We start from the raw sequence: 20,916 nt of genomic DNA, 5'->3' as shown, positions 1-20,916 counted from the left end.
CGGGGTCAGCCCCGCCTTCTTTCCTCTGGCTCACGGCTTAACTGAGAACCGGAGATCGGAGATATTGCTCTCAATCGAAATAACTTTCCCGCTATAGGTGATTTTGACTTCTCCGTTTGTATCAAGGCTGGCCGCGGTAATCGTACCTGTGCCTTCAATGACGGGATTCTTCATGGCCAACTGATGGATAATGTCGATATCTTTCCCTGCTATCTCCCCTGAGAGATAGTAACGGTAGATTGTGGGCACGGTTGCACCGCCCTGATTGTTCACGATCATATAGAGCCAGACGCTATCGGATAATTTATAAGCGCGCTGTAGCTCATCGCTATTTCGCCGATTGGGCTGATGGTTTAACCAGAGAAATCCAATGACCAGAACCAGAAGTGAAGCGGTAACAAGGCGATGAATCCATTTAATAGCCGTTTTGAATGGCATAGTCTATTCCGTCATGGGTGTTGTTTGGACTGAGAACATTCGCGAGGATAATAGTTATTTGTGAAGTAAAAATCTGAACAAATAGTGTTCAGATTGCCCTGATTACAGCACTGGGTTGAGTAAAAAAAACAGCCATAAAAAAAGCGGGTCAGTTTCCTGACCCGCTTTTTTGTCGCCTTCAACCGATTAAATCAGCTTCAGCGAAATCCAGTACAAACCGCCAGACAGCAGGATGGACGCCGGAAGGGTGAACACCCAGGCCATCAGGATGTTGGTCACGGTTTTGCGCTGCAGACCGCCACCGTCAACAATCATGGTACCTGCCACGGACGAAGAGAGTACGTGGGTGGTGGATACCGGCATACCGGTGTAGCTCGCCAGACCGATAGAAACTGCCGCCGTCATCTGCGCGGACATACCCTGCGCATAGGTCATGCCTTTCTTACCGATTTTCTCGCCGATGGTGGTCGCCACACGACGCCAGCCAATCATCGTACCGATACCGAGTGCCAGCGCGACGGCCATGATGATCCAGATTGGCGCGTACTCAATGGTGTTGAGCATATCGCTTTTCAGTTTCTTCAGCAGACGTTTGTCGTCACCATTCACCTCTGGCAGCTTCGCGACTTTATCGGTCACATCAGAGATACAGAGCATGATACGACGCAGCTGACCACGCTGTTCTACAGCCAGTTTGTCGTAGCTTTCGATATCGCCCAGCATGCCTTTCGCACGTTCCAGCGCGTTAATCGCGTTTGCCGGATGGCAGTGGAACTCGCCAGGCGCGGTGGTTGCACCGGCTTCCGGAGAAGGGATCAATTGATCAACGCCGGTCGCTTTTTTCAGCAGGTCAGGATGCTGCTGGAAATAGGTTTCAACGTTGTTGACCGCATCGCGGGTACGGGTGATTTCGTAACCCGAGGCGTTCATGTTCACCACGAAGCCTGCCGGTGCGACGCCGATCAGAACCAGCATCACCAGACCAATGCCTTTCTGCCCGTCGTTCGCGCCGTGAGAGAAGGCCACGCCGATAGCAGAAATGATCAGGGCGATACGCGTCCAGAACGGCGGCTTTTTCTTGCCGTCTTTCTTCTCACGCTCTGCTGGCGTCAGGTGGATACGCGCACGTTTTTTCGTGTTACTCCAGTAGCGACGCAGGATGAAAATCAATCCCCCCGCGACTACCAGACCCACGATAGGGGAGATGATCAGGGAGCCGAAAATGCCCAATACTTTAGGCAGGTTCAGCGCATCAACAACCGATGTCCCGGTCATCAGGGCGTTGGTTAACCCGATACCGATAATCGCGCCGATGAGGGTGTGAGAACTGGATGCAGGCAGGCCAAAATACCAGGTACCGAGGTTCCAGATAATTGCAGCAAGCAGCATTGAGAACACCATAGCGAGGCCATGGCCAGAACTAACGTTAAGCAGCAGATCCGTTGGCAGCATATGCACGATGGCATACGCAACGCTCAGTCCGCCCAGGAGAACACCAAAAAAGTTAAATACCGCCGCCATAACAACCGCAAGCTGCGATCGCATTGCGCGAGTGTAGATAACCGTCGCTACTGCGTTTGCAGTGTCGTGGAAGCCGTTGATCGCTTCGTAAAACAGTACAAAAACCAGAGCAAGCAATAATAAAAGCCCGGTATGTAAATCCAGGCCGGCAAACAAATGTAGCATAGGACGTTACGCCATTTTGAGGACATGAACGCGGCGCATTATCCAGGACAAATGCGCGGCGGGCAAAGTGAAATATAGACTTTTTTTGACATACCACCTGATTTGAGAAAAGCACCAGAAAGGATATTCTTTAAATTTCAATGGAATGCCTTTGTAATATCTTTTTACGCTGGTGTGACCACAGAGGAAACTTTACAATCCGCGGCAGTTAACAAAGAGGGTTTTGACGTGGAAAGGTTTGATGCCGTGGTAATTGGCGCCGGTGCGGCGGGTATGTTTTGTGCGGCAATGGCCGGACAGGCGGGTCGTCGCGTGCTGCTGCTGGATAACGGTAAAAAGCCCGGCCGTAAGATCCTGATGTCCGGCGGTGGGCGCTGCAACTTTACTAATCTGTATGTTGAACCCGCGGCCTATTTGAGCCAAAACCGTCATTTTTGTAAATCTGCGCTGGCGCGCTACACCCAATGGGATTTTATCGACCTGGTGGGTAAGCACGGCATCGCGTGGCATGAAAAGACGCTGGGACAGCTGTTCTGCGACGACTCCGCGCAGCAGATTGTCGATATGCTGGTGGCCGAGTGCGAGAAGGGCGGCGTCGTCATGCGCCTGCGCACGGAAGTGCTGGAAGTCGCCCGCGACGACCAGGGCTATACGCTGCAGCTGAACGGTGAAACCGTCAGTGCGGATAGCCTGGTGATCGCCAGCGGCGGCCTGTCGATGCCGGGGCTGGGCGCCTCCCCGTTCGGCTATAAGATTGCCGAACAGTTTGGCCTGAAAGTCTTGCCCACGCGCGCCGGGCTGGTGCCGTTTACGCTGCATAAACCGCTTCTCGAACAGCTTCAGACGCTGTCCGGCGTGTCCGTTCCCTCGGTCATTACCGCCGAAGACGGGACGGTGTTCCGCGAAAATCTGCTCTTTACCCATCGCGGCCTCTCCGGCCCGGCGGTACTGCAAATCTCCAGCTACTGGCAGCCGGGGGAGTTTGTCACGGTTAACCTGCTTCCCGATTGCGATCTCGACGCGTTCCTTAACGAGCAGCGTACCGCGCACCCGAATCAAAGCCTGAAAAACACCCTGGCAATGCAGCTGCCAAAACGTCTGGTGGAATGTTTGCAGGCGCTGGGGCAGATCCCGGACGTGTCGCTCAAGCAGCTTAACAGCCGCGAGCAGGAAACGCTGGTCGAGACCCTGACAGCCTGGCGCGTTCAGCCAAACGGCACCGAAGGCTACCGCACCGCAGAGGTCACGCTGGGTGGCGTCGATACGAATGAGCTCTCGTCCCGCACCATGGAAGCGCGCAACGTGCCGGGGCTCTATTTTATTGGCGAAGTGATGGATGTGACCGGCTGGCTCGGCGGGTACAACTTCCAGTGGGCATGGGCAAGTGCCTGGGCGTGCGCTCAGGCGCTGGCAGAGAAATAATCACGCAACGCAATTATTGCACCAACTTTTCCTCGCCATTCAACTAAGCTTCGACCAGGTGCCCCGCCTCGTTCGCGGGGCCAGATTCCTTTTGGTCGAGCACGCATCATGCAGCTACTCAGTATTATTATTTTGCTTACCCTTACCGTGGTGATCCATTCGCTGTGGATGTTTGGCGTTTTAAAGTTCATCAAATTAGAAGTCGATTCGGCGGTACGCATCGTTTTACGCAATGTCGGTATCGTGATCTCCATGATCTTCGCCCATCTTCTCGAGGCCGGGCTGTTTGCTGCGTTTTATTTTGTCATCGACGCGTTTAATGACTGGAACACCAGCTTCTATTTTTCACTGGTCAGCTACGCTACCGTGGGACACGGCGACGTCACGTTACCCCAGCACTGGCGGCTCATCGGCGGGGTGGAAGGGCTGGTGGGCGCGTTGATGGTGGGCTGGTCTGTGGCGGTTCTGGTGGCGGTGCTGCAGCGTTTGCGCGGCATGAGTGCCTAAACGGCAGATGCGCGATCCCCGCCTGGTAAGGTAAAGTACTCCTCCTTGCGCGGCCTGAAGGCCGCGAATTTGAGGGCGAAGAGGCTGATTAACGGCCCGCCCTTTTCTGTTCCTGGTTTACGCCAGTTTGCATGGTGTTGTGTTTTGTCTGCCAAAAGGGTGTTGTATGTCTGCTGCTCATCTCGGTTTCCCGACGGAAACCGTTGTTGTCTTTGTGGTGATGGCCGTTGGGGCGATGTTTATCGACCTCTTTATGCACCGTCACGATAAACCCGTCTCGCTGAAAAGCGCGGCGATGTGGTCCATTTTCTGGGTCATGATGGCGATGGCCTTCGCCGGATTCCTGTATGTTCACCACGGCGCCGAGATGGCGAGCCTGTTCCTCACCGGCTATGCGCTGGAAGAGGTGCTCTCCGTCGATAACCTGTTCGTGATGATGGCGATCTTCGCCTGGTTCGGCGTGCCGGATAAGTACCGTCACCGCGTGCTCTACTGGGGCGTGCTGGGGGCGATAGTCTTCCGCGGCATCTTTGTGGCTATCGGCACCAGCCTGTTAAGCCTGGGGCCGTACGTTGAGGTGATCTTCGCGCTGGTCGTCGGCTGGACGGCGGTGATGATGCTCAGGCGCAATGAAGAGAGCGACGAAGTGGAAGATTACTCGGGTCATCTCGCCTATCGCCTGGTGAAGCGCTTCTATCCGGTCTGGCCGAAAATCAGCAGCAACGCCTTTATTCTGACCCAGAAAGAGGTGGATGCGGAGCTTGAAAAGCCGGAAAACCAGGACGTGATGGTTGGCCGCGTGAAGAAGGCGAAGCGCTATGCGACGCCGCTGCTGCTTTGCGTAGCCGTCGTCGAGCTCTCTGACGTCATGTTCGCGTTTGACTCCGTGCCGGCCATTATTGCCGTGAGCCGCGAGCCGCTGATTATCTACAGCGCCATGATGTTCGCCATTCTCGGCCTGCGTACGCTTTACTTCGTGCTGGAAGCGCTGAAGCAGTATCTGGTGCACCTCGAGAAAGCCGTGGTTCTGCTGCTGTTCTTCGTGGCGTTCAAGCTCGGGTTAAATGCCACCGATCACTTCTGGCATCACGGTTACAGCATTGGCGCCACGGCCAGTCTGTTTGTGGTATTAGGCGTGCTGGCACTGGGGATTATTGCGAGCGTGATGTTCCCGGGGAAACGTGATGCCTGATGTACCGCCTTTCTCCCTCTCCCTGTGGGAGAGGGCCGGGGTGAGGGCACCAGACCGCACCTAACCCTTAATTGGTGAATTCCGACGCTTGCGCGGGTGATGGAAGTGCCGCCAGTGCGGATCCTGCGCCGCCGCCAGCAGTTCGTGGTCGCCGCGGGTGTCTCCCCAGGCGCGCAGGTGATAGGCGTTCAGATCGCCATACACTTTTTCCAGCCTTGCCACCTTCTGGGCGCAGCGGCAGTTATTGCCCGTGATGCGCCCCGTCAGCTTGCCGTCTTTCACTTCCAGCTGCGTGCCAATCAGCTTAATGCCCAGTTTGTCAGCCCACGGCTGGAGCACCAGCGCCGGGGATGCGGAACAGATGGTTACCTCCGCACCGGAATTTACCTCAGCCGCCACCGCCAGAACCCCTTCAGGGCGCATCAGCTTGTTCCAGTATTTTTCACAAAAGGCTTCCGCCTGCTGGCGCAGCCAGTGTTCATCCACGCCCGTCAGGAAGGTTTTAATCAGCACTTCCTTCAGCTCATCGCGCGTCAGCTTGCGACGCACGCAGTGGAGCGTGGGCAGCGCCATGCGCACCAGGCGGCCCGCGAAGTAACGTTTGCCGAAGGCAAAACGCAGGAAAGGGATAAAGCTGTCGTGGTGCGTTAATGTCCCGTCAAAGTCAAAGACAGAAAGCACGCTGGATTTAGCCACCGTCTCGTCGGCAATCATATTGGTCATAAATACGTCTTAGCTGAAATACACATTCTGCGGATCAGTTTACCTGCTTTGGCTGGACAGTCCTTATATCACCACTCTTTTTTTCTCGATCTTGCGATCTCAAAGTGAGTCCATTTTTGGCCTCGATAACAATTGGTGAAAAAACGAGCTGTCTATATTATCGCCACATCGCAAGATATTTAGGGGAACCATTGGCCCCCACAGGTAAGGAAAAACTCACTCACTACTTCTTTTTTGATATGACTCTTAGATCGCTTATTTCAATCCTCACGTTAAGTTTTGCTTCGTTTTCTGCGTTCAGCTTTCAACTTCCAGCGTCGATGTTATCGATGAACAGTGAACTGGCAGCATCACCGGCGAAATCTGCGCTGGTGCATCAGGAAACAGGCCCGCTGCGCTCGCGTATTCTCGATCAATACCAGAAATGGAAAGGCACCCAGTACCGGTGGGGCGGAACCACGCATCGCGGGGTGGATTGCTCCGCGCTCATGCAGCACCTGTTCACCGATGCGGCGCATCTTAATTTGCCGCGCACGACGAGTGAACAGATCCATCGCGGCGTGCAGGTCGCGCAATACCGCCTGAGAGCCGGCGATCTGGTCTTCTTCCAGACGGGCCCGAACCGCAAGCACGTCGGCGTTTATATTGGCAAAAACCAGTTTATTCATGCCTCAACCAGTCAGGGCGTAACGGTTTCAACCCTGACGGATGATTACTGGCAAGCACACTACATTACCGCCCGTCGCATCGTAGGCAGTGCGGCCTGACAGCGTCAGATGATGTCATCCACGACGCCACCGTCGACGCGCAGCGCCGCGCCCGAGGTGGCGGAGGCCTGGGTCGAACAGACATAAATCACCATATTGGCCACCTCTTCAACCGTTGCCGCGCGCTGGATAACCGAGCTGGGGCGGTTGGCCATCACAAACTCTTTCGCCAGCTGCTCCAGCGATTTGCCGGTTTTTTCGATTTCATCTTTCATCATCTCTGCGAAACCGTCAGACATCGTCGGGCCCGGCAGGACGCTGTTGACCGTCACGCCGCTCCCCGCCACAAACTTCGCCAGACCGCGCGCCAGCGAGAGCTGCGCCGTTTTGGTCACGCCGTAGTGGATCATATCCGACGGAATATTGCAGGCCGACTCGGAGGAGATAAACACCACGCGTCCCCAGCCTTTCTGCACCATACCCGGCAGCAGGGCGCGGGACAGACGCACGCCGGACATCACGTTGGTCTGCCAGTAACGCTCCCAGGTTTCATCGTCGGTGGCATAGAAATCCTGCGGACCGTAAATCCCGGCGTTGTTGACCAGAATATCGACGTTATTCGCCACCTTCAGAAGCGACTCGACCCCTTCCGCCGTGCTGAGATCGGCAATCGCGGCGCGCACCTGTACGCCCGGCACCACCTGCTGGAGCTGCTGAATGCCTTTATTCACCGATTCCGTGCTGCGGCCATTGACGATCACTTCCGCACCGCTTTCTGCCAGACCTCTGGCAATGGCGAATCCGATCCCGCCGGTTGAGGCGGTCACCAGCGCCACTTTCCCCGCAAAGTCGATTTTCATCATCTGCTCCTTCTCGTTTTAACGTTCGGACCTTAAAGCGTAGCAGGTGAGGATGACGGCTCCTGGCTAAAAAGGCGCAATAGCGTTTCAACCTGTTCATCAAGCGGGGCGAGGGAACGCTTAACAATCAGGTGTAGCGGCGTTGCCCTGCGCGCGCCGTGGCTCAGCGGCAGGCGTTTGAGTACGCCCTGATCCAGCTGGGTCTGGATGCGTTCCTCTGGCAGCCAGCCGTAGCCGACCTGAGAGACGACGGCTTCAATCGCGGCATCGATGGTGGAGAAGGTCCACGACTCGCCGGCAGCACGCGCGGCGGGCTGGCTGTCCGCAATCTGGATGAGCGGCCACGGGCGCAGCATCTCATCATTTAGCGGCGCGTCGAGGAGAAACAAGGGGTGCCGGGAATGGGCCACGGCAACAAAGTCGATATTCATCAGCCATTCTCCGAGCCCGGTAATGTCCTGGCGGCGGGTTAAGACCATCACATCGGCTTCGTCGTTAATGGCATCGGCGCGGGTATTTTCCAGCACCTCGGTCAGACGTACCTGAGTCTGCGGATACTGCTGCTGGAACTGACGAAGAATAGCGAACAGGCGGCGGCGCGGGAAAATGGAGTCCACCACCAGATCCAACCGCGTGCGCATCCCGTTGCGAAGTGTCGCTGCGCGCGTCTCAACGTACGAAAACGCTTTCAGCAGCGGTTTAACCTGGTTGAGAAGAAGTTCTCCGGCCGGAGTTAACACCGCCCGTCGCCCCTCCGGGACCAGCAGCGCCACGCCGAGCCGCTCCTGCAGCAGCGACAGGTTATAGCTCACCGAGGACTGGCTGCGGTGGGTTTCTTCCGCGGCTTTGGCAAAGCTGCCCGCTTCCACCACTCTTTCCAGTAAAGCCCATTGTTCCAGCGTCGTCTTATGCATGATTTATCTAAAATTTGGATGGATTTGATTAAAATATAGCGTTATTCATTCATTTTTTGAAGGGGTACGATCGTCTCATCAAAACAAAGGAGACATCTTATGAACACCTTCGACAAACACGACTTAAGCGGCTTTGTTGGTAAACATCTTGTATATACCTACGATAACGGCTGGAACTACGAGATTTACGTAAAAAATGAGACCACGCTTGATTACCGTATTCACAGCGGTCTTGTGGCCAACCGTTGGGTGAAAGATCAGCAGGCTTATATCGTGCGGGTAGGCGAGAGCATCTATAAAATTTCCTGGACCGAACCAACCGGTACCGACGTCAGCCTGATCGTGAACCTGGGCGACAAGCTGTTCCACGGCACCATCTTCTTCCCACGCTGGGTCATGAACAACCCGGAAAAAACCGTCTGCTTCCAGAATGACCATATTCCGCTGATGAACAGCTATCGCGATGCGGGTCCGGCGTATCCAACGGAAGTGATTGATGAATTTGCCACGATCACCTTTGTGCGCGACTGCGGAGCCAATAATGAAAGCGTTATTGCCTGTGCGGCCAGTGAATTACCGAAAAACTTTCCAGATAATCTCTAATAAGCGCGACAATTAACTAAAAAGAAAAGTTCCCGGTTATTTCTTCTTTTACAGAAATAACCGGGATTTTTTTTGTTTGTTTATGTTTGGTTTAAAAATAACATGTTGTAAAAATTGAGTTGGATCACGAAATAAATAATTCATAATTATATAAATCATTGTTTATAAATGAAATGTCATTGGTTTTGTTACATCTGCAATACACATCTTAATTTTTCCCTAAGAAATGAACGATACCTTGATATGAGTTTATGGTTCGTTGAAATAAACGAAAAAGTAATTGGTTAATATCAAGCGCGTGCCATTCTTATTGCAAGGAAATTAATGATGAGTGATTTTTTGCCTTTTTCCCGCCCGTCAATGGGTCATGAGGAATTAGCGGCGTTGCAGGAGGTTTTAACCTCTGGCTGGATCACCACTGGGCCTAAGAATCAGGAACTTGAAGAAGCATTCTGTCAGCTTACCGGGAATCAGCATGCGATTGCCGTCTGTTCAGCCACCGCGGGTATGCACGTCACGCTGATGGCGCTGGATATTGGCCCGGGCGATGAAGTCATTACCCCTTCCCAGACCTGGGTTTCCACGCTGAATATGATCGTGTTGCTGGGTGCCACGCCGGTCATGATTGATGTGGACAAAGATACATTAATGGTGACGCCAGAAGCCGTTGAAGCCGCCATTACCCCGCGTACCAAAGCCATTATTCCCGTTCATTATGCCGGCGCGCCGTGTGAAATCGACGCCATTCATGCCATCGGCGAACGTCACGGTATTCCGGTTATTGAAGATGCGGCCCATGCCGCCGGAACGTATTACAAGAACCGTCATGTGGGCTGGAAAGGGACCGCGATTTTTTCCTTCCACGCCATTAAAAATATGACCTGCGCGGAAGGCGGCTTAGTCGTCACGGATAATGCCCAGCTGGCGCAGCGGATCCGCAGCCTGAAATTCCATGGCCTGGGCGTAGATGCCTATGACCGCCAGACGCACGGCCGCGCGCCGCAGGCGGAAGTGATCGCGCCGGGCTATAAATACAATCTGGCGGACATCAACGCCGCGCTGGCGCTGGTGCAGTTAGGCAAGCTGAAAGAGGCCAACAGGCGCCGCCAGGAAATTGCTGAACGCTACCTGCGTGAGCTTGCCGATACGCCGTTCCAGCCGCTCACCATTCCGTCATGGCCGCACGTGCACGCCTGGCACCTGTTTATTATTCGCGTTGACGAAGCGCGCTGCGGGATCTCACGCGACAACCTGATGGCGGCGCTGAAAGAGAAAGGCATCGGTACCGGCCTCCACTTCCGCGCGGCGCACACCCAAAAATACTACCGCGAGCGTTTTCCTGATGTATCGCTCCCGAATTCTGAATGGAATAGCGCGCGTATTTGTTCTCTCCCTCTTTTCCCGGACATGACTCATGACGACACAACCCGCGTCATTACCGCACTCCATCAGCTTGCAGGACATTGATATGTTCAGTGCACCGCCTGTACAAAAAGTTTCCGTGGTAATCCCGGTTTATAACGAGCAGGAGAGCCTGCCCGAACTGATCCGTCGTACAACCGCCGCCTGCGACACGATGGGCAAGGCTTATGAAATTCTGCTGGTAGATGACGGCAGTAGCGATAATTCCGCGCTGATGCTGACCGAGGCCGCGCAGGCCGAAGGCAGCCATATTGTTGCCGTGCTGCTCAACCGCAACTACGGTCAGCACTCGGCGATTATGGCGGGGTTTAGCCACGTTACGGGCGATCTGGTCATCACCCTGGACGCTGACCTGCAAAACCCGCCGGAAGAGATCCCGCGCCTGGTTGCCAAAGCCGATGAAGGCTATGACGTGGTCGGCACGGTACGTCAGAACCGTCAGGACAGTCTGTTCCGCAAGCTGGCCTCACGCACCATCAACCGTCTTATCCAGCGCACGACCGGTAAAGCGATGGGCGATTACGGCTGCATGCTGCGCGCCTACCGCCGCCATATTGTCGACGCGATGCTGCACTGCCATGAGCGCAGCACCTTTATTCCGATCCTCGCCAACACCTTTGCCCGCAAGGCAACGGAGATTCCGGTTCTGCACGCCGAGCGCGAGCACGGGGAATCGAAGTACAGCTTTATGCGTCTCATCAACCTGATGTATGACCTCATCACCTGCCTGACCACCACGCCGCTGCGTCTGCTGAGCGTGTTCGGCAGCATCATCGCCGTGGCCGGGTTTGCGCTGTCCGTTCTGCTGGTGGTGCTGCGCCTGGTCTTTGGCCCGCAGTGGGCGGCGGAAGGGGTCTTCATGCTCTTTGCCGTGCTGTTTATGTTCATCGGCGCCCAGTTTGTCGGGATGGGCCTTCTCGGTGAATACATTGGCCGTATCTATAACGATGTTCGCGCGCGTCCGCGCTACTTTATTCAACGTGTTGTCCGTCAGGAACACAAAGCATCTCAAGAGGAAATTCACCCATGAAAGCTGTTGTATTTGCCTATCACGATATGGGGTGCACGGGCACGCTGGCCCTGCTGGAAGCGGGCTATGACATTGCGGCAATCTTTACCCATCCGGACATGGCTGGAGAAAACAACTTTTTCGGCTCAGTGGCGCGTATCGCCGCCGAGCGCGGTATCCCGGTTTATGCACCGGACGATGTAAACCATCCGCTGTGGGTGGATCGCATCCGCGCGCTCGCGCCTGATGTAATCTTCTCGTTCTACTATCGCAACCTGCTTTCCGACGAGATCTTAGGTCTGGCCGCAAAAGGCGCCTTTAATCTTCATGGTTCTCTGCTGCCCGCCTACCGTGGCCGCGCGCCGCTGAACTGGGTGCTGGTGAACGGTGAAACGGAAACGGGCGTGACGCTGCACCGCATGGTGCGCCGTGCTGACGCGGGCGCTATCGTGGCACAGCAGAAGGTCGCTATTGATGCGGACGAAACTGCGCTGCAGCTGCATCAAAAGCTGAATGCGACGGCGCAGACGCTGCTGCGTGATGCCCTGCCAGGCATCCTCAATGGCACCTTCAGCGAGACCGTGCAGGATGAGAGCAAGGCAAGCTGCTTTGGCCGCCGCGCGCCGGAAGATGGTCGTCTGGACTGGAACAAGCCTGCCCGCCAGCTGCACAACCTGGTGCGCGCCGTGACCGACCCGTGGCCGGGCGCGTACAGCTTTGCGGGCGTAAGCAAATTTATCGTCTGGAAATCCCGCGTGCGTGACGACATCCCTGCCGCCAAACCGGGCACCGTCGTCTCTGTCTCTCCGCTGATTGTAAGCTGCGGCGAGCAGGCGCTGGAGATCGTGACCGGACAAACCGACAACGGCCTGTACGTTCAGGGCACGCAGCTGGCACAGTCTCTGGGTCTGGTGGCCGGGGCGCTGATCACCAGCGCGCCGGTTGTTGCCATCAAGCGCCGTACCCGCGTGCTGATCCTCGGCGTGAACGGCTTTATCGGTAACCACCTGACGGAACGTCTGCTTAAAGACGACAACTACGAGATTTACGGTCTCGATATCGGCTCTGACGCCATCAGCCGTTTCCTCAACAACCCGCGTTTCCACTTCGTGGAAGGGGATATCAGCATCCATTCCGAATGGATTGAATACCACATTAAAAAATGCGATGTGGTGCTGCCGCTGGTCGCCATTGCCACGCCAATCGAGTACACCCGTAACCCGCTTCGCGTGTTCGAGCTGGACTTTGAAGAGAACCTGAAGATCATCCGCGACTGCGTGAAATACGACAAGCGCATCATCTTCCCGTCCACGTCTGAAGTGTACGGCATGTGTACCGATAAGAACTTCGATGAAGACACCTCCAATCTGGTGGTCGGGCCGATCAACAAACAGCGCTGGATTTACTCCGTCTCCAAACAGCTGCTGGACCGCGTGATTTGGGCCTACGGTGAGAAAGAGGGCCTGCGCTTTACCCTGTTCCGTCCGTTCAACTGGATGGGCCCGCGTCTGGATAACCTGAACGCGGCGCGTATCGGCAGCTCCCGTGCGATCACCCAGCTGATCCTAAACCTGGTGGAAGGCTCGCCAATTAAGCTTATCGAAGGCGGGAAACAGAAACGCTGCTTTACGGACATCAGCGACGGTATTGAAGCGCTGTTCCGCATCATCGAAAACAAAGATAACCGCTGCAACGGCGAAATCATCAACATCGGTAACCCGGAAAACGAAGCGAGCATTCGCGAGCTGGCAGAGATGCTGCTGGCCAGCTTTGAGCGCCATCCGCTGCGCGACAAGTTCCCGCCGTTTGCCGGTTTCCGCGAAGTGGAAAGCAGCAGCTACTATGGTAAGGGCTACCAGGACGTTGAGCACCGTAAGCCAAGCATTCGCAACGCGAAGCGCTGCCTGAACTGGACGCCGACGGTGAAGATGGAGCAGACCATTGACGAAACGCTCGATTTCTTCCTGCGCACCGTGGAGCTGTCGGAACAGGCCTCATGAAAAAAGTCGGTTTACGCATTGATGTCGACACCTTCAGGGGAACGCGTGACGGCGTACCCAAACTGCTGGAACTGCTGAACAAACACGATGTGCGTTCCAGCATTTTCTTCAGCGTGGGACCTGACAACATGGGACGCCATTTATGGCGTCTGGTTAAACCGGCATTTCTGTTCAAAATGCTGCGCTCGCGCGCAGCATCCCTCTACGGCTGGGATATTTTGCTGGCCGGCACCGCCTGGCCCGGCAGACGTATCGGCGCGGGTAATGAAGCCGTTATCCGTGAGGCGGCGCAGCATCATGAGGTGGGTCTGCACGCCTGGGACCACCATGCCTGGCAAGCCTGGGCGGGCGTCTGGGATATCCCGCGCCTGTCCCGTGAGGTCGAGCGTGGGATGCTGGAGCTGGAGGCCATTACCGGTCAGCCCGTGCGCTGCTCCGCCGTGGCAGGATGGCGTGCGGATCAGCGCGTCGTGAAGGCCAAAGAAGCCTTTGCGTTTCGCTACAACAGCGACTGCCGCGGAACCGGACCCTTTTTGCCGCTGTTAGGCGAAAATCGCTACGGAACGGTGCAAATTCCGGTTACGATTCCCACCTGGGATGAAGTGGTCGGGCGCGAGGTGAAGGCTGATGAGTTCAATCGCTACATTCTGGACCGCATCCATCGTGACGCCGGCACGCCGGTGTATACCATCCATGCCGAAGTGGAAGGGATTGCGTATCAGCATGATTTCGATGAACTGCTGACGATGGCCGCTCAGGAGGGCATTGAATTTTGCCCGTTGAGCGAGCTGCTGCCGGACGATCTCAGCACCCTGCCCGTGGGCAAAGTCGTACGTAATGAAATGGCTGGCCGGGAAGGCTGGCTTGGCTATCAACAAACCGTGAGTCCGGTCCCATGAAAACAGCCCGTTATGGCTTAGCGCTTCTCGCACTGTTTATCGTTTACTACCTCATTCCGGTCGATATTCGTCTGCTCTGGCAGCCTGATGAAACGCGCTATGCGGAAATCAGCCGCGAAATGCTGGCATCCGGAGACTGGGTTGTCCCGCATTTTCTGGGGCTGCGTTACTTTGAAAAACCGATTGCTGGCTACTGGATCAACAGCATCGGGCAGATGCTGTTCGGGCACACCAACCTCGCCGTGCGCGCCGGTTCTATATTCTCCACCGGGTTAGCGGCGCTGCTGGTCATCTGGATGGCATGGCGTCTCTGGCGAGATAAGCGGACCGCCATTTTCTCCGGTCTTATCTTCCTGACCCTGTTCCTGGTGTATGGCATCGGCACGTATGCGGTGCTGGATCCTATCATCACCCTGTGGCTGGTGGCGGCGATGTGCAGCTTCTGGCTGGCGTCGCAAGCCCAAACCGTTGCCGGAAAAGCGGGCGGCTATGTGCTGCTTGGGCTGGCCTGCGGGATGGGGGTGATGACCAAAGGCTTCCTGGCGCTGGCGGTACCGGTGATTGGCGTGCTGCCGTGGGTGATCGCCCATAAGCGCTGGAAAGAGGTGCTGATTTTTGGCTGGCTCGCGATCCTGAGCTGCGTGCTGATTGTTCTGCCATGGGGGCTGGCTATTGCGCAGCGTGAGCCTGACTTCTGGCGTTACTTCTTCTGGGTTGAGCATATTCAGCGTTTTGCCCAGAGCGACGCGCAGCACAAAGCCCCGTTCTGGTACTACATACCGTTCCTGATCGCGGGCAGCCTGCCGTGGCTTGCGCTTTTGCCCGGTGCGATTCGTCTCGGCTGGAATGACCGACAAAACGCGGGTGGCGGGTTCTATCTGCTGGGTTGGGTGGTGATGCCGCTGCTGTTCTTCAGCATCGCTAAAGGCAAGCTGCCGACCTATATCCTGCCGTGCTTTGCCCCGCTGGCGATCCTGATGGCGCGCTATGCCTGCCTCGCGGCGGAAAAAGGTGCCAGAGCGTTACGCATTAACGGCGGGATTAACCTGACGTTTGGCGTTATCGGCGTGGCGGCGGCGCTGGTGGTCTCGCCCTGGGGGCTGTCTAAGCACCCGGTCTGGACGTCGGTCGAACTGTATAAAGTCTTCTGTGCGGTGGTGGCGTTCCTCATCTGGGCCGCGGTAGGCTGGTTTACCTTCAGACAGAGCCAGCAGCGCTGGTGGCTGGCGGCACTGTGCCCCGCAGGGCTGGCGCTGCTGATTGGTTTTGCCATTCCTAACCTGGTGGTGGATTCCAAACAGCCGCAGTCGCTGGTCGATACCGTGCGCGAGCCGCTTCAGGAAAGCCGATTCGTGCTGGCCAATAACGTGGGCGTGGCCGCGGGCCTGGCGTGGGAGCTGAAGCGTAATGACATCACGCTGTTTGGTCAGAGCGGCGAACTGCGCTACGGGCTGGATTATCCCGATGTGAAAGATCGTTTTGTCAGTGAGGACGACTTCGCGCAGTGGCTGGCGGAGCACCGTCAGCAGGGGCGCGTATCGCTGGTGATGCTGCTGTCAAAACGCGACGATATTTCACAGGCGAATTTACCGCAGCCGGACAATCTCTATATCCAGGGGCGTCTGGCCTTGCTGGAGTACCTGCCGAAGTGATGACCTGGATCTGGCTGATACTGGCAAGCCTGCTCAGCTGCGCGGGGCAGCTGTGCCAGAAACAGGCCACCCGTCCGGCGAAAGCCGGGCGGCGTGGGGCGCACATTGCGCTGTGGCTTGGCCTGGCACTGCTGGCGCTGGGCAGCGGGATGCTGGTCTGGCTGGTGGTGCTGCAACGCCTGCCTGTCGGCATCGCGTACCCTATGCTTAGCCTCAATTTTGTCTGGGTGACGCTGGCGGCGAAGGCGTTCTGGCGTGAGCACGTTGCTGCGCATCACTGGCTGGGAGTAGGGTTCATCATCATTGGGATTGTTATCCTGGGAGGGAGCCTGTGAAGGGTGCATTCTGGGCCTTATGCAGCGTGCTGTTAGTCAGCGCGGCGCAGCTGCTGCTGCGCAATGCCATGCAGGCACTGCCACCGGTCAGTGATGTTCTGGCGCTGATTTCCGCGCTGTGGCACTTCTCGTCCGGCACGGGCGCGCTGCTGCTGGGGTTGACGGGGTACGTGGCCTCGATGGGCTGCTGGTATCTGGCGCTGCATCGCATGGCGCTCAGCAAAGCCTATGCCCTGCTGAGCCTCAGCTATATTCTGGTGTGGGGCGCGGCGATCCTGCTGCCCGGCTGGGGAGAACGCTTCTCCTGGCACGGGCTGGTGGGCGTCGGGTTTATTATTCTGGGTGTGTTAGTGATTTTTCTGCCCCGAACGTCCCAACGTGAATAATCGACTCGTGGGTCAGGGTGTAAGGGGTCGATGTGCAGACGGCAAGGCTCAGCGAGCCGACCTGTAGCTGGCTGACCGCGTGCGTCTGCGCCGTGCTGTCGATGCTGACAATCTGCCAGGCGCTGCCGCCACGCTGTTTCACAATCGCTTCTTTCCGCGTCCAGATACGCCAGAAGGCGGAAAGCCGTTCCTCGGGCGCTTCACGCTCCAGCTCGTCATGCTCCGTCATGCTGAATACCGTATTAGCCAGCGCCTGCCAGTTCTTCCTCGGGCGAATCACTTCGATATCGCAGCCGACTTCACCTTCATCGCTCATCAGCAGGGCGATATCGTCACCGCTGTGGCTCAGGTTGAACCACAGCGGATGACCCTTCGCAAAGGCCGGTTTGCCCTGCTCGCCGTAAATGATGTCGGGGAGCGGGCGAGGGGATAACGTTCTGGCGAGCAGCGTTCTCCCGGCCAGCCAGGAGGCCTGTCGGGCACCCTGAGGCGCCCTGTCTGCGAGCGCTGACGCCAGCGGGTCCGCGCAAAGGGTGGAGATTTTTCCCAGTACAAACTGGTACATAGTTACGCCCAGCGTTTAATGATGATCGAGGTGTTGATGCCGCCAAACGCGAAGTTATTGCTCTGCAGATACTCGCAGTCAATCTGGCGGGCTTCCCCCATAATATAATCCAAAGCACCGCATTGCTCATCCGGCTGCGTTAAATTGAGCGTCGGCGCAAACCAGCCTTCACGCATCATCTGCAGGCTCATCCACGCTTCCAGCGCGCCGCAGGCACCCAGCGTATGGCCAAAATAGCTCTTCAGCGAGGAAACCGGCACGCTGTCACCGTAGATGGCGGCGGTGGCCAGGCTTTCGGCGATATCGCCGCGATCGGTGGCGGTACCGTGCGCGGAGATATACCCCATATCCCGGGCGCTTAATCCCGCCATGGCCAGCGACTGCTCCATGCAAATCTGCATGGTGTCACGCTGAGGCTGGGTGATATGGGCCGCGTCACAGTTGGTGGCAAAGCCCACGATCTCACCGTAGATTGTGGCCCCGCGCGCTCTGGCGTGCTCCAGCTCTTCCAGAATCAGGGTGCCAGCGCCTTCCCCAATGACCAGACCATCGCGCTGCGTATCGAACGGTGAAGGGGTGGTTTTGGGTTCGTCGTTACGCTGGCTGGTGGCAAACAGCGTGTCAAACACCGCCGCTTCAGACGGACACAATTCTTCCGCGCCCCCCGCGACCATCACGGTCTGATACCCGTGGCGAATCGCCTCCCAGGCGTAGCCAATCGCCTGGCTGCCGGAGGTACAGGCGCTCGACGTCGGGATCACGCGGCCGCGTAACCCAAAGAACAGCCCGGTATTCACCGCCGTGGTGTGCGGCATCATCTGGACGTAGGTTGTCCCGGTGATGTTATTGGTGTGCTTTTCGGTGAGCATGGTCGCGAATTCGCTGACCGGACCGGTGCTGCCTGTCGAAGAACCGTAGGCGATACCGGTTTGGCCGTTGGTGAGCACCGCTTCGCCAATCAGCCCCGCCTGCTCCAGCGCCAGCTCGGTGGCGCGGGTCGACATCAGCGACACGCGGCCCATGGCGCGAATACGCTTGCGGGTATAGTGTTCCGGCAGCGTGAAATCGTCGATCGGCGCGCCCAGCAGGGTATGCAGGCCATCGTACACCTGCCATTCCGGCATTTTACGCACCGCGTTTTCATACGCCAGCAGCCTGCTGGAAACGGATTGCCAGGTTTCGCCAAAGGCGGTCACGCCGCCCATGCCCGTAATCACCACGCGACGCGTCATAGCATGCCTCCGTTAATGGAAATGACCTGGCGGGTAACGTAGCCCGCGATATCCGACATCAGATAGCTTGCCAGCCCGGCGACCTCTTCAGCCTGGCCCATCCGTTTCATTGGGATGATGGACATGGCTTCCTTCAGCGCGGCCTCTTCCATCTCAATCATGCCGGTATCAATCAGCCCCGGGGCAATGCAGTTGACGGTGATTTTGCGTTTTGCCAGCTCAATCGCCAGCGCTTTGGTGGCGCCGATAATGCCCGCTTTGGCCGCGCTGTAGTTCACCTGACCGCGGTTGCCCATCACGCCGGACACGGACGATAAGGTGATAATGCGCCCCCCTTTACGGGTGCCAATCATCGGCATAATGCAGGGGTGAATGACGTTATAAAAACTGTCGAGATTGGTGTGGATCACGCTGTCCCAGTCGTCTTCGCTCAGCGCCGGAAAGGCGCCGTCGCGCGTAATTCCGGCGTTGCTGACCACGCCATACCATGCGCCATGGGCTTCAATCTCCTGCTCCAGCACCTCGCGGCACTGTTCGCGGTTGCCCACATCAAAGGCGAGTAAACGACCGTTGCCACCCGCCTGCGTGATGGCGTCCAGCGTCTCCTGCGCGCCTGCGGCATCACGATGGTAATGCACGCCTACGGTAAACCCGTCGGCGGCAAGCTGACGAGCGATGGCGCGCCCTATGCCTTTGCTGGCCCCGGTGACCAGTACGGAACGACTCATGCGTTAGATCCCTGATTAAAAAGCGATGTTAATTCTTCTGCGCTCGGCTGGAAGGTGTTGACCCGGCCCGTGGCCAGCGTCTCTTCATTAGCGGAAATCGCGCATTCAAAGCTGCCGAAGCGTTCGTCCTGCATCAGCAGCTTAACGGTGATGTCCAGCGTCAGGCCTGCGGCGAAACGCCCGCTGGCGCAGACCAGCTCGCGCGCGCCGAGCACCATGCCCAGCGCGATATGATCCTGCCCCTGCTGCTGGCGATGCCAGCCTGACCAGACGCCGACGGTCTGCGCCATCAGCTCGAGCGCGTACCAGCCCGGCAGGTCGCCATCGGCATTGAGAAACGGCGCCAGCACGCTTTGCCCGTTGACGGCCACGCGGCAGACCGCCGTGTCGTCCGTAACGTTCTCAACGGACCCCAGCAGCATCATCGGCGGCTCGTGCGGCAGATAGGCTTCGGGTGATAAGTAGCTCATGAGGCTCTCCCCAGCAGGATGCTGGCGTTATTGCCGCCAAACGCGAACGAGTTAGACAAAATGACCGGCTTTTTCAGGGCGGTGCGCTGGTGCAGAAGGCCGCACGGCGCCAGCGTGTCGTCCGGCGCGTAGCGGGCGAAGTCCTGCGGCGGCAACGGCAGATCGCGCGTCAGAATCAGCCAGCTCAGGGCCGCTTCGGTAATGCCGGCGGCGCCCAGCGTATGGCCGGTAAGGTGTTTGGTTGAGCTGCACGGCACGCTTTCCCCGAAGAGATCGTGAATCACCTGCGATTCAATCTGATCGTTGAGCGGCGTGGCCGTGCCGTGCAGGTTGATGTAGCCGATATCCTGCGGCTGCATACCCGCTTCGTTAAGCGCCTGCGCGATAGCCCTTATCGCCCCTTCACCCTGCGGATGCGGGGCGGAAATATGGTACGCATCGCTGGATTCGCCCGTTCCGAGCAGCGCCACGTCGGCGGGCTCCCGGCTCAATACCATCAGCGCGGCGGCTTCACCAATGGTGATCCCCCGGCGGTCGCGACCAAACGGCTCGCAGAGCGTAGGGGAGAAGGATTCAAGGCTGTTAAAGCCGTTGACGGGCATCCGGCTCAGGGTATCGGCTCCGCCGACAATGGCGATGTCCACCAGCCCGGCTTCAATCAGACGTTTACCGCCGATCATCGCCCGCGCGCTGGAAGAGCAGGCCGTGGAGATCGTATAGGCCGGGCCTTCGAGCTGAAGCCAGTTGGCGAGGAAGCGGGACGGATCGCCAAGCTCCTGCTGCGGATACTGCCAGCGCGTGCTCGCTTCGCCATGGGTCATGCGGCGCACGTGCTCATCGCCCTCATCCAGCCCGGAGGTGCTGGTCCCCAGCACCACGGCCACGCGGTCGCGACCGACGCGGGCGATGGCCTCGTCAACGGCGGGCTGAATCTGCGCCAGCGCGGCCAGCAGCAGCTGGTTATTGCGGGTACGGTGTGCGGTGAAGGCGTCCGGGATGGGCGGAAGCTCGCCTTCCACGCCGCCCAGTACGGCTTCGGGTAAACCCTGCAACCAGCCGGTCCGGGCGTGCATCCCCGGCGCCACGCCTGCCGTCAGATTCGCGGCAATCTCGTCAGGCGAGTTGCCCAGCGCGTTGACCATGCCAACAGCGGATATATAAATCAT

Annotated in this window: 22 protein-coding genes; 12 read left to right on the top strand and 10 right to left on the bottom strand. The window is 57.5% G+C overall.

Translation table 11 applies throughout. The annotated features are described in order from the left end of the window. Positions 1-30: 30 nt before the first annotated feature. Entirely contained in the window at positions 31-438 is a 408-nt protein-coding gene (locus NI40_RS20975) for a hypothetical protein (protein ID WP_039263040.1), read from the bottom strand. A 186-nt stretch (positions 439-624) separates the two neighbouring features. Next, on the bottom strand, positions 625-2,124 hold the full coding sequence (gene pitA, locus NI40_RS20970) for an inorganic phosphate transporter PitA (RefSeq protein WP_023309552.1): 1,500 nt from the start codon (positions 2,122-2,124) through the stop codon (positions 625-627). Positions 2,125-2,352: 228 nt separating this feature from the next. Here pitA and NI40_RS20965 point away from each other — a divergent pair, with 228 nt between their 5' ends. The 3 genes from NI40_RS20965 (at position 2,353) to NI40_RS20955 (ending at position 5,245) form a co-directional block, all read left to right on the top strand. Further along, positions 2,353-3,546 carry an NAD(P)/FAD-dependent oxidoreductase gene (locus NI40_RS20965; RefSeq protein ID WP_039263098.1) on the top strand — a complete coding sequence of 398 codons (1,194 nt, stop codon included), beginning with the start codon at positions 2,353-2,355 and terminating at the stop codon, positions 3,544-3,546. Between the two features lie 108 nt (positions 3,547-3,654). Further along, positions 3,655-4,053, top strand: a complete 399-nt coding sequence (locus NI40_RS20960; protein WP_039263041.1) for a potassium channel family protein — start codon at positions 3,655-3,657, stop codon at positions 4,051-4,053. 166 nt (positions 4,054-4,219) lie between these two features. Beyond that, positions 4,220-5,245 (top strand): TerC/Alx family metal homeostasis membrane protein, encoded by a 1,026-nt coding sequence (locus tag NI40_RS20955; RefSeq protein ID WP_039263042.1) that lies wholly within the window; start codon positions 4,220-4,222, stop codon positions 5,243-5,245. A 60-nt stretch (positions 5,246-5,305) separates the two neighbouring features. Here NI40_RS20955 and NI40_RS20950 read toward each other — a convergent pair whose 3' ends face one another. Continuing rightward, entirely contained in the window at positions 5,306-5,968 is a 663-nt protein-coding gene (locus tag NI40_RS20950) for an HAD family hydrolase (protein ID WP_014885577.1), read from the bottom strand. 239 nt (positions 5,969-6,207) lie between these two features. Here NI40_RS20950 and NI40_RS20945 point away from each other — a divergent pair, with 239 nt between their 5' ends. Next, positions 6,208-6,735 carry an NlpC/P60 family protein gene (locus NI40_RS20945; protein WP_039263043.1) on the top strand — a complete coding sequence of 176 codons (528 nt, stop codon included), beginning with the start codon at positions 6,208-6,210 and terminating at the stop codon, positions 6,733-6,735. A gap of 5 nt (positions 6,736-6,740) precedes the next feature. On the opposite strand, the gene NI40_RS20940 is transcribed toward NI40_RS20945, so the two are convergent. Then, positions 6,741-7,535: an SDR family NAD(P)-dependent oxidoreductase gene (locus tag NI40_RS20940; RefSeq protein WP_039263044.1), complete on the bottom strand. Its 795-nt coding sequence runs from the start codon at positions 7,533-7,535 to the stop codon at positions 6,741-6,743. Between the two features lie 32 nt (positions 7,536-7,567). Continuing rightward, positions 7,568-8,449: a LysR family transcriptional regulator gene (locus NI40_RS20935; protein ID WP_033146854.1), complete on the bottom strand. Its 882-nt coding sequence runs from the start codon at positions 8,447-8,449 to the stop codon at positions 7,568-7,570. A 99-nt stretch (positions 8,450-8,548) separates the two neighbouring features. On the opposite strand from NI40_RS20935, the gene NI40_RS20930 reads away from it, so the two are divergent. The 8 genes from NI40_RS20930 to arnF all read left to right on the top strand — a co-directional run bounded on the left by NI40_RS20930 (position 8,549) and on the right by arnF (position 16,755). Further along, complete coding sequence (locus tag NI40_RS20930) at positions 8,549-9,052, top strand: phenolic acid decarboxylase (protein WP_008503103.1); 504 nt, start codon at positions 8,549-8,551, stop codon at positions 9,050-9,052. A 327-nt stretch (positions 9,053-9,379) separates the two neighbouring features. After that, on the top strand, positions 9,380-10,519 hold the full coding sequence (arnB, locus tag NI40_RS20925; RefSeq protein ID WP_039263045.1) for a UDP-4-amino-4-deoxy-L-arabinose aminotransferase: 1,140 nt from the start codon (positions 9,380-9,382) through the stop codon (positions 10,517-10,519). A gap of 1 nt (position 10,520) precedes the next feature. Further along, positions 10,521-11,504, top strand: coding sequence for an undecaprenyl-phosphate 4-deoxy-4-formamido-L-arabinose transferase (arnC, locus tag NI40_RS20920; protein WP_029740674.1), 984 nt, complete (start codon positions 10,521-10,523; stop codon positions 11,502-11,504). Beyond that, a complete protein-coding gene (arnA, locus tag NI40_RS20915; protein WP_039263046.1) occupies positions 11,501-13,483 on the top strand; it encodes a bifunctional UDP-4-amino-4-deoxy-L-arabinose formyltransferase/UDP-glucuronic acid oxidase ArnA in 1,983 nt (660 codons plus the stop codon). Before arnC ends, arnA begins: the two co-directional genes overlap by 4 nt. Then, positions 13,480-14,382 (top strand): 4-deoxy-4-formamido-L-arabinose-phosphoundecaprenol deformylase, encoded by a 903-nt coding sequence (gene arnD / locus NI40_RS20910; protein ID WP_039263047.1) that lies wholly within the window; start codon positions 13,480-13,482, stop codon positions 14,380-14,382. Before arnA ends, arnD begins: the two co-directional genes overlap by 4 nt. Continuing rightward, complete coding sequence (gene arnT / locus NI40_RS20905) at positions 14,379-16,034, top strand: lipid IV(A) 4-amino-4-deoxy-L-arabinosyltransferase (protein ID WP_039263048.1); 1,656 nt, start codon at positions 14,379-14,381, stop codon at positions 16,032-16,034. The genes arnD and arnT overlap by 4 nt, the downstream gene beginning before the upstream one ends. Continuing rightward, entirely contained in the window at positions 16,034-16,369 is a 336-nt protein-coding gene (gene arnE, locus NI40_RS20900; protein WP_039263049.1) for a 4-amino-4-deoxy-L-arabinose-phosphoundecaprenol flippase subunit ArnE, read from the top strand. Before arnT ends, arnE begins: the two co-directional genes overlap by 1 nt. Then, entirely contained in the window at positions 16,366-16,755 is a 390-nt protein-coding gene (gene arnF / locus NI40_RS20895; RefSeq protein WP_039263050.1) for a 4-amino-4-deoxy-L-arabinose-phosphoundecaprenol flippase subunit ArnF, read from the top strand. Before arnE ends, arnF begins: the two co-directional genes overlap by 4 nt. Here the strand turns inward: arnF and acpT are convergent. The 5 genes from acpT to NI40_RS20870 are packed head-to-tail and all read right to left on the bottom strand — an operon-like array spanning position 16,703 to position 20,916. Beyond that, entirely contained in the window at positions 16,703-17,320 is a 618-nt protein-coding gene (gene acpT, locus NI40_RS20890) for a 4'-phosphopantetheinyl transferase AcpT (protein WP_039263051.1), read from the bottom strand. The two genes, arnF and acpT, sit on opposite strands and share 53 nt — an antisense overlap. Before the next feature lie 2 nt (positions 17,321-17,322). Continuing rightward, the gene (locus NI40_RS20885) at positions 17,323-18,552 is read right to left on the bottom strand and encodes a beta-ketoacyl-ACP synthase (RefSeq protein WP_039263052.1); all 1,230 of its coding nucleotides are present in this window, start codon (positions 18,550-18,552) and stop codon (positions 17,323-17,325) included. Next, positions 18,549-19,280: a 3-ketoacyl-ACP reductase FabG2 gene (locus NI40_RS20880; protein WP_032662188.1), complete on the bottom strand. Its 732-nt coding sequence runs from the start codon at positions 19,278-19,280 to the stop codon at positions 18,549-18,551. Before NI40_RS20880 ends, NI40_RS20885 begins: the two co-directional genes overlap by 4 nt. Continuing rightward, complete coding sequence (locus NI40_RS20875; RefSeq protein WP_039263053.1) at positions 19,277-19,750, bottom strand: ApeP family dehydratase; 474 nt, start codon at positions 19,748-19,750, stop codon at positions 19,277-19,279. Before NI40_RS20875 ends, NI40_RS20880 begins: the two co-directional genes overlap by 4 nt. Then, a complete protein-coding gene (locus NI40_RS20870) occupies positions 19,747-20,916 on the bottom strand; it encodes a beta-ketoacyl-[acyl-carrier-protein] synthase family protein (RefSeq protein ID WP_039263054.1) in 1,170 nt (389 codons plus the stop codon). The genes NI40_RS20875 and NI40_RS20870 overlap by 4 nt, the downstream gene beginning before the upstream one ends.

It is taken from the genome of Enterobacter sp. E20, assembly GCF_000801755.2.
Classification (GTDB): Bacteria; Pseudomonadota; Gammaproteobacteria; order Enterobacterales; family Enterobacteriaceae; genus Enterobacter; species Enterobacter asburiae_B.
Note: the sequence above shows the minus strand (reverse complement) of the source record. Positions and strands in the feature narration are given on the sequence as shown.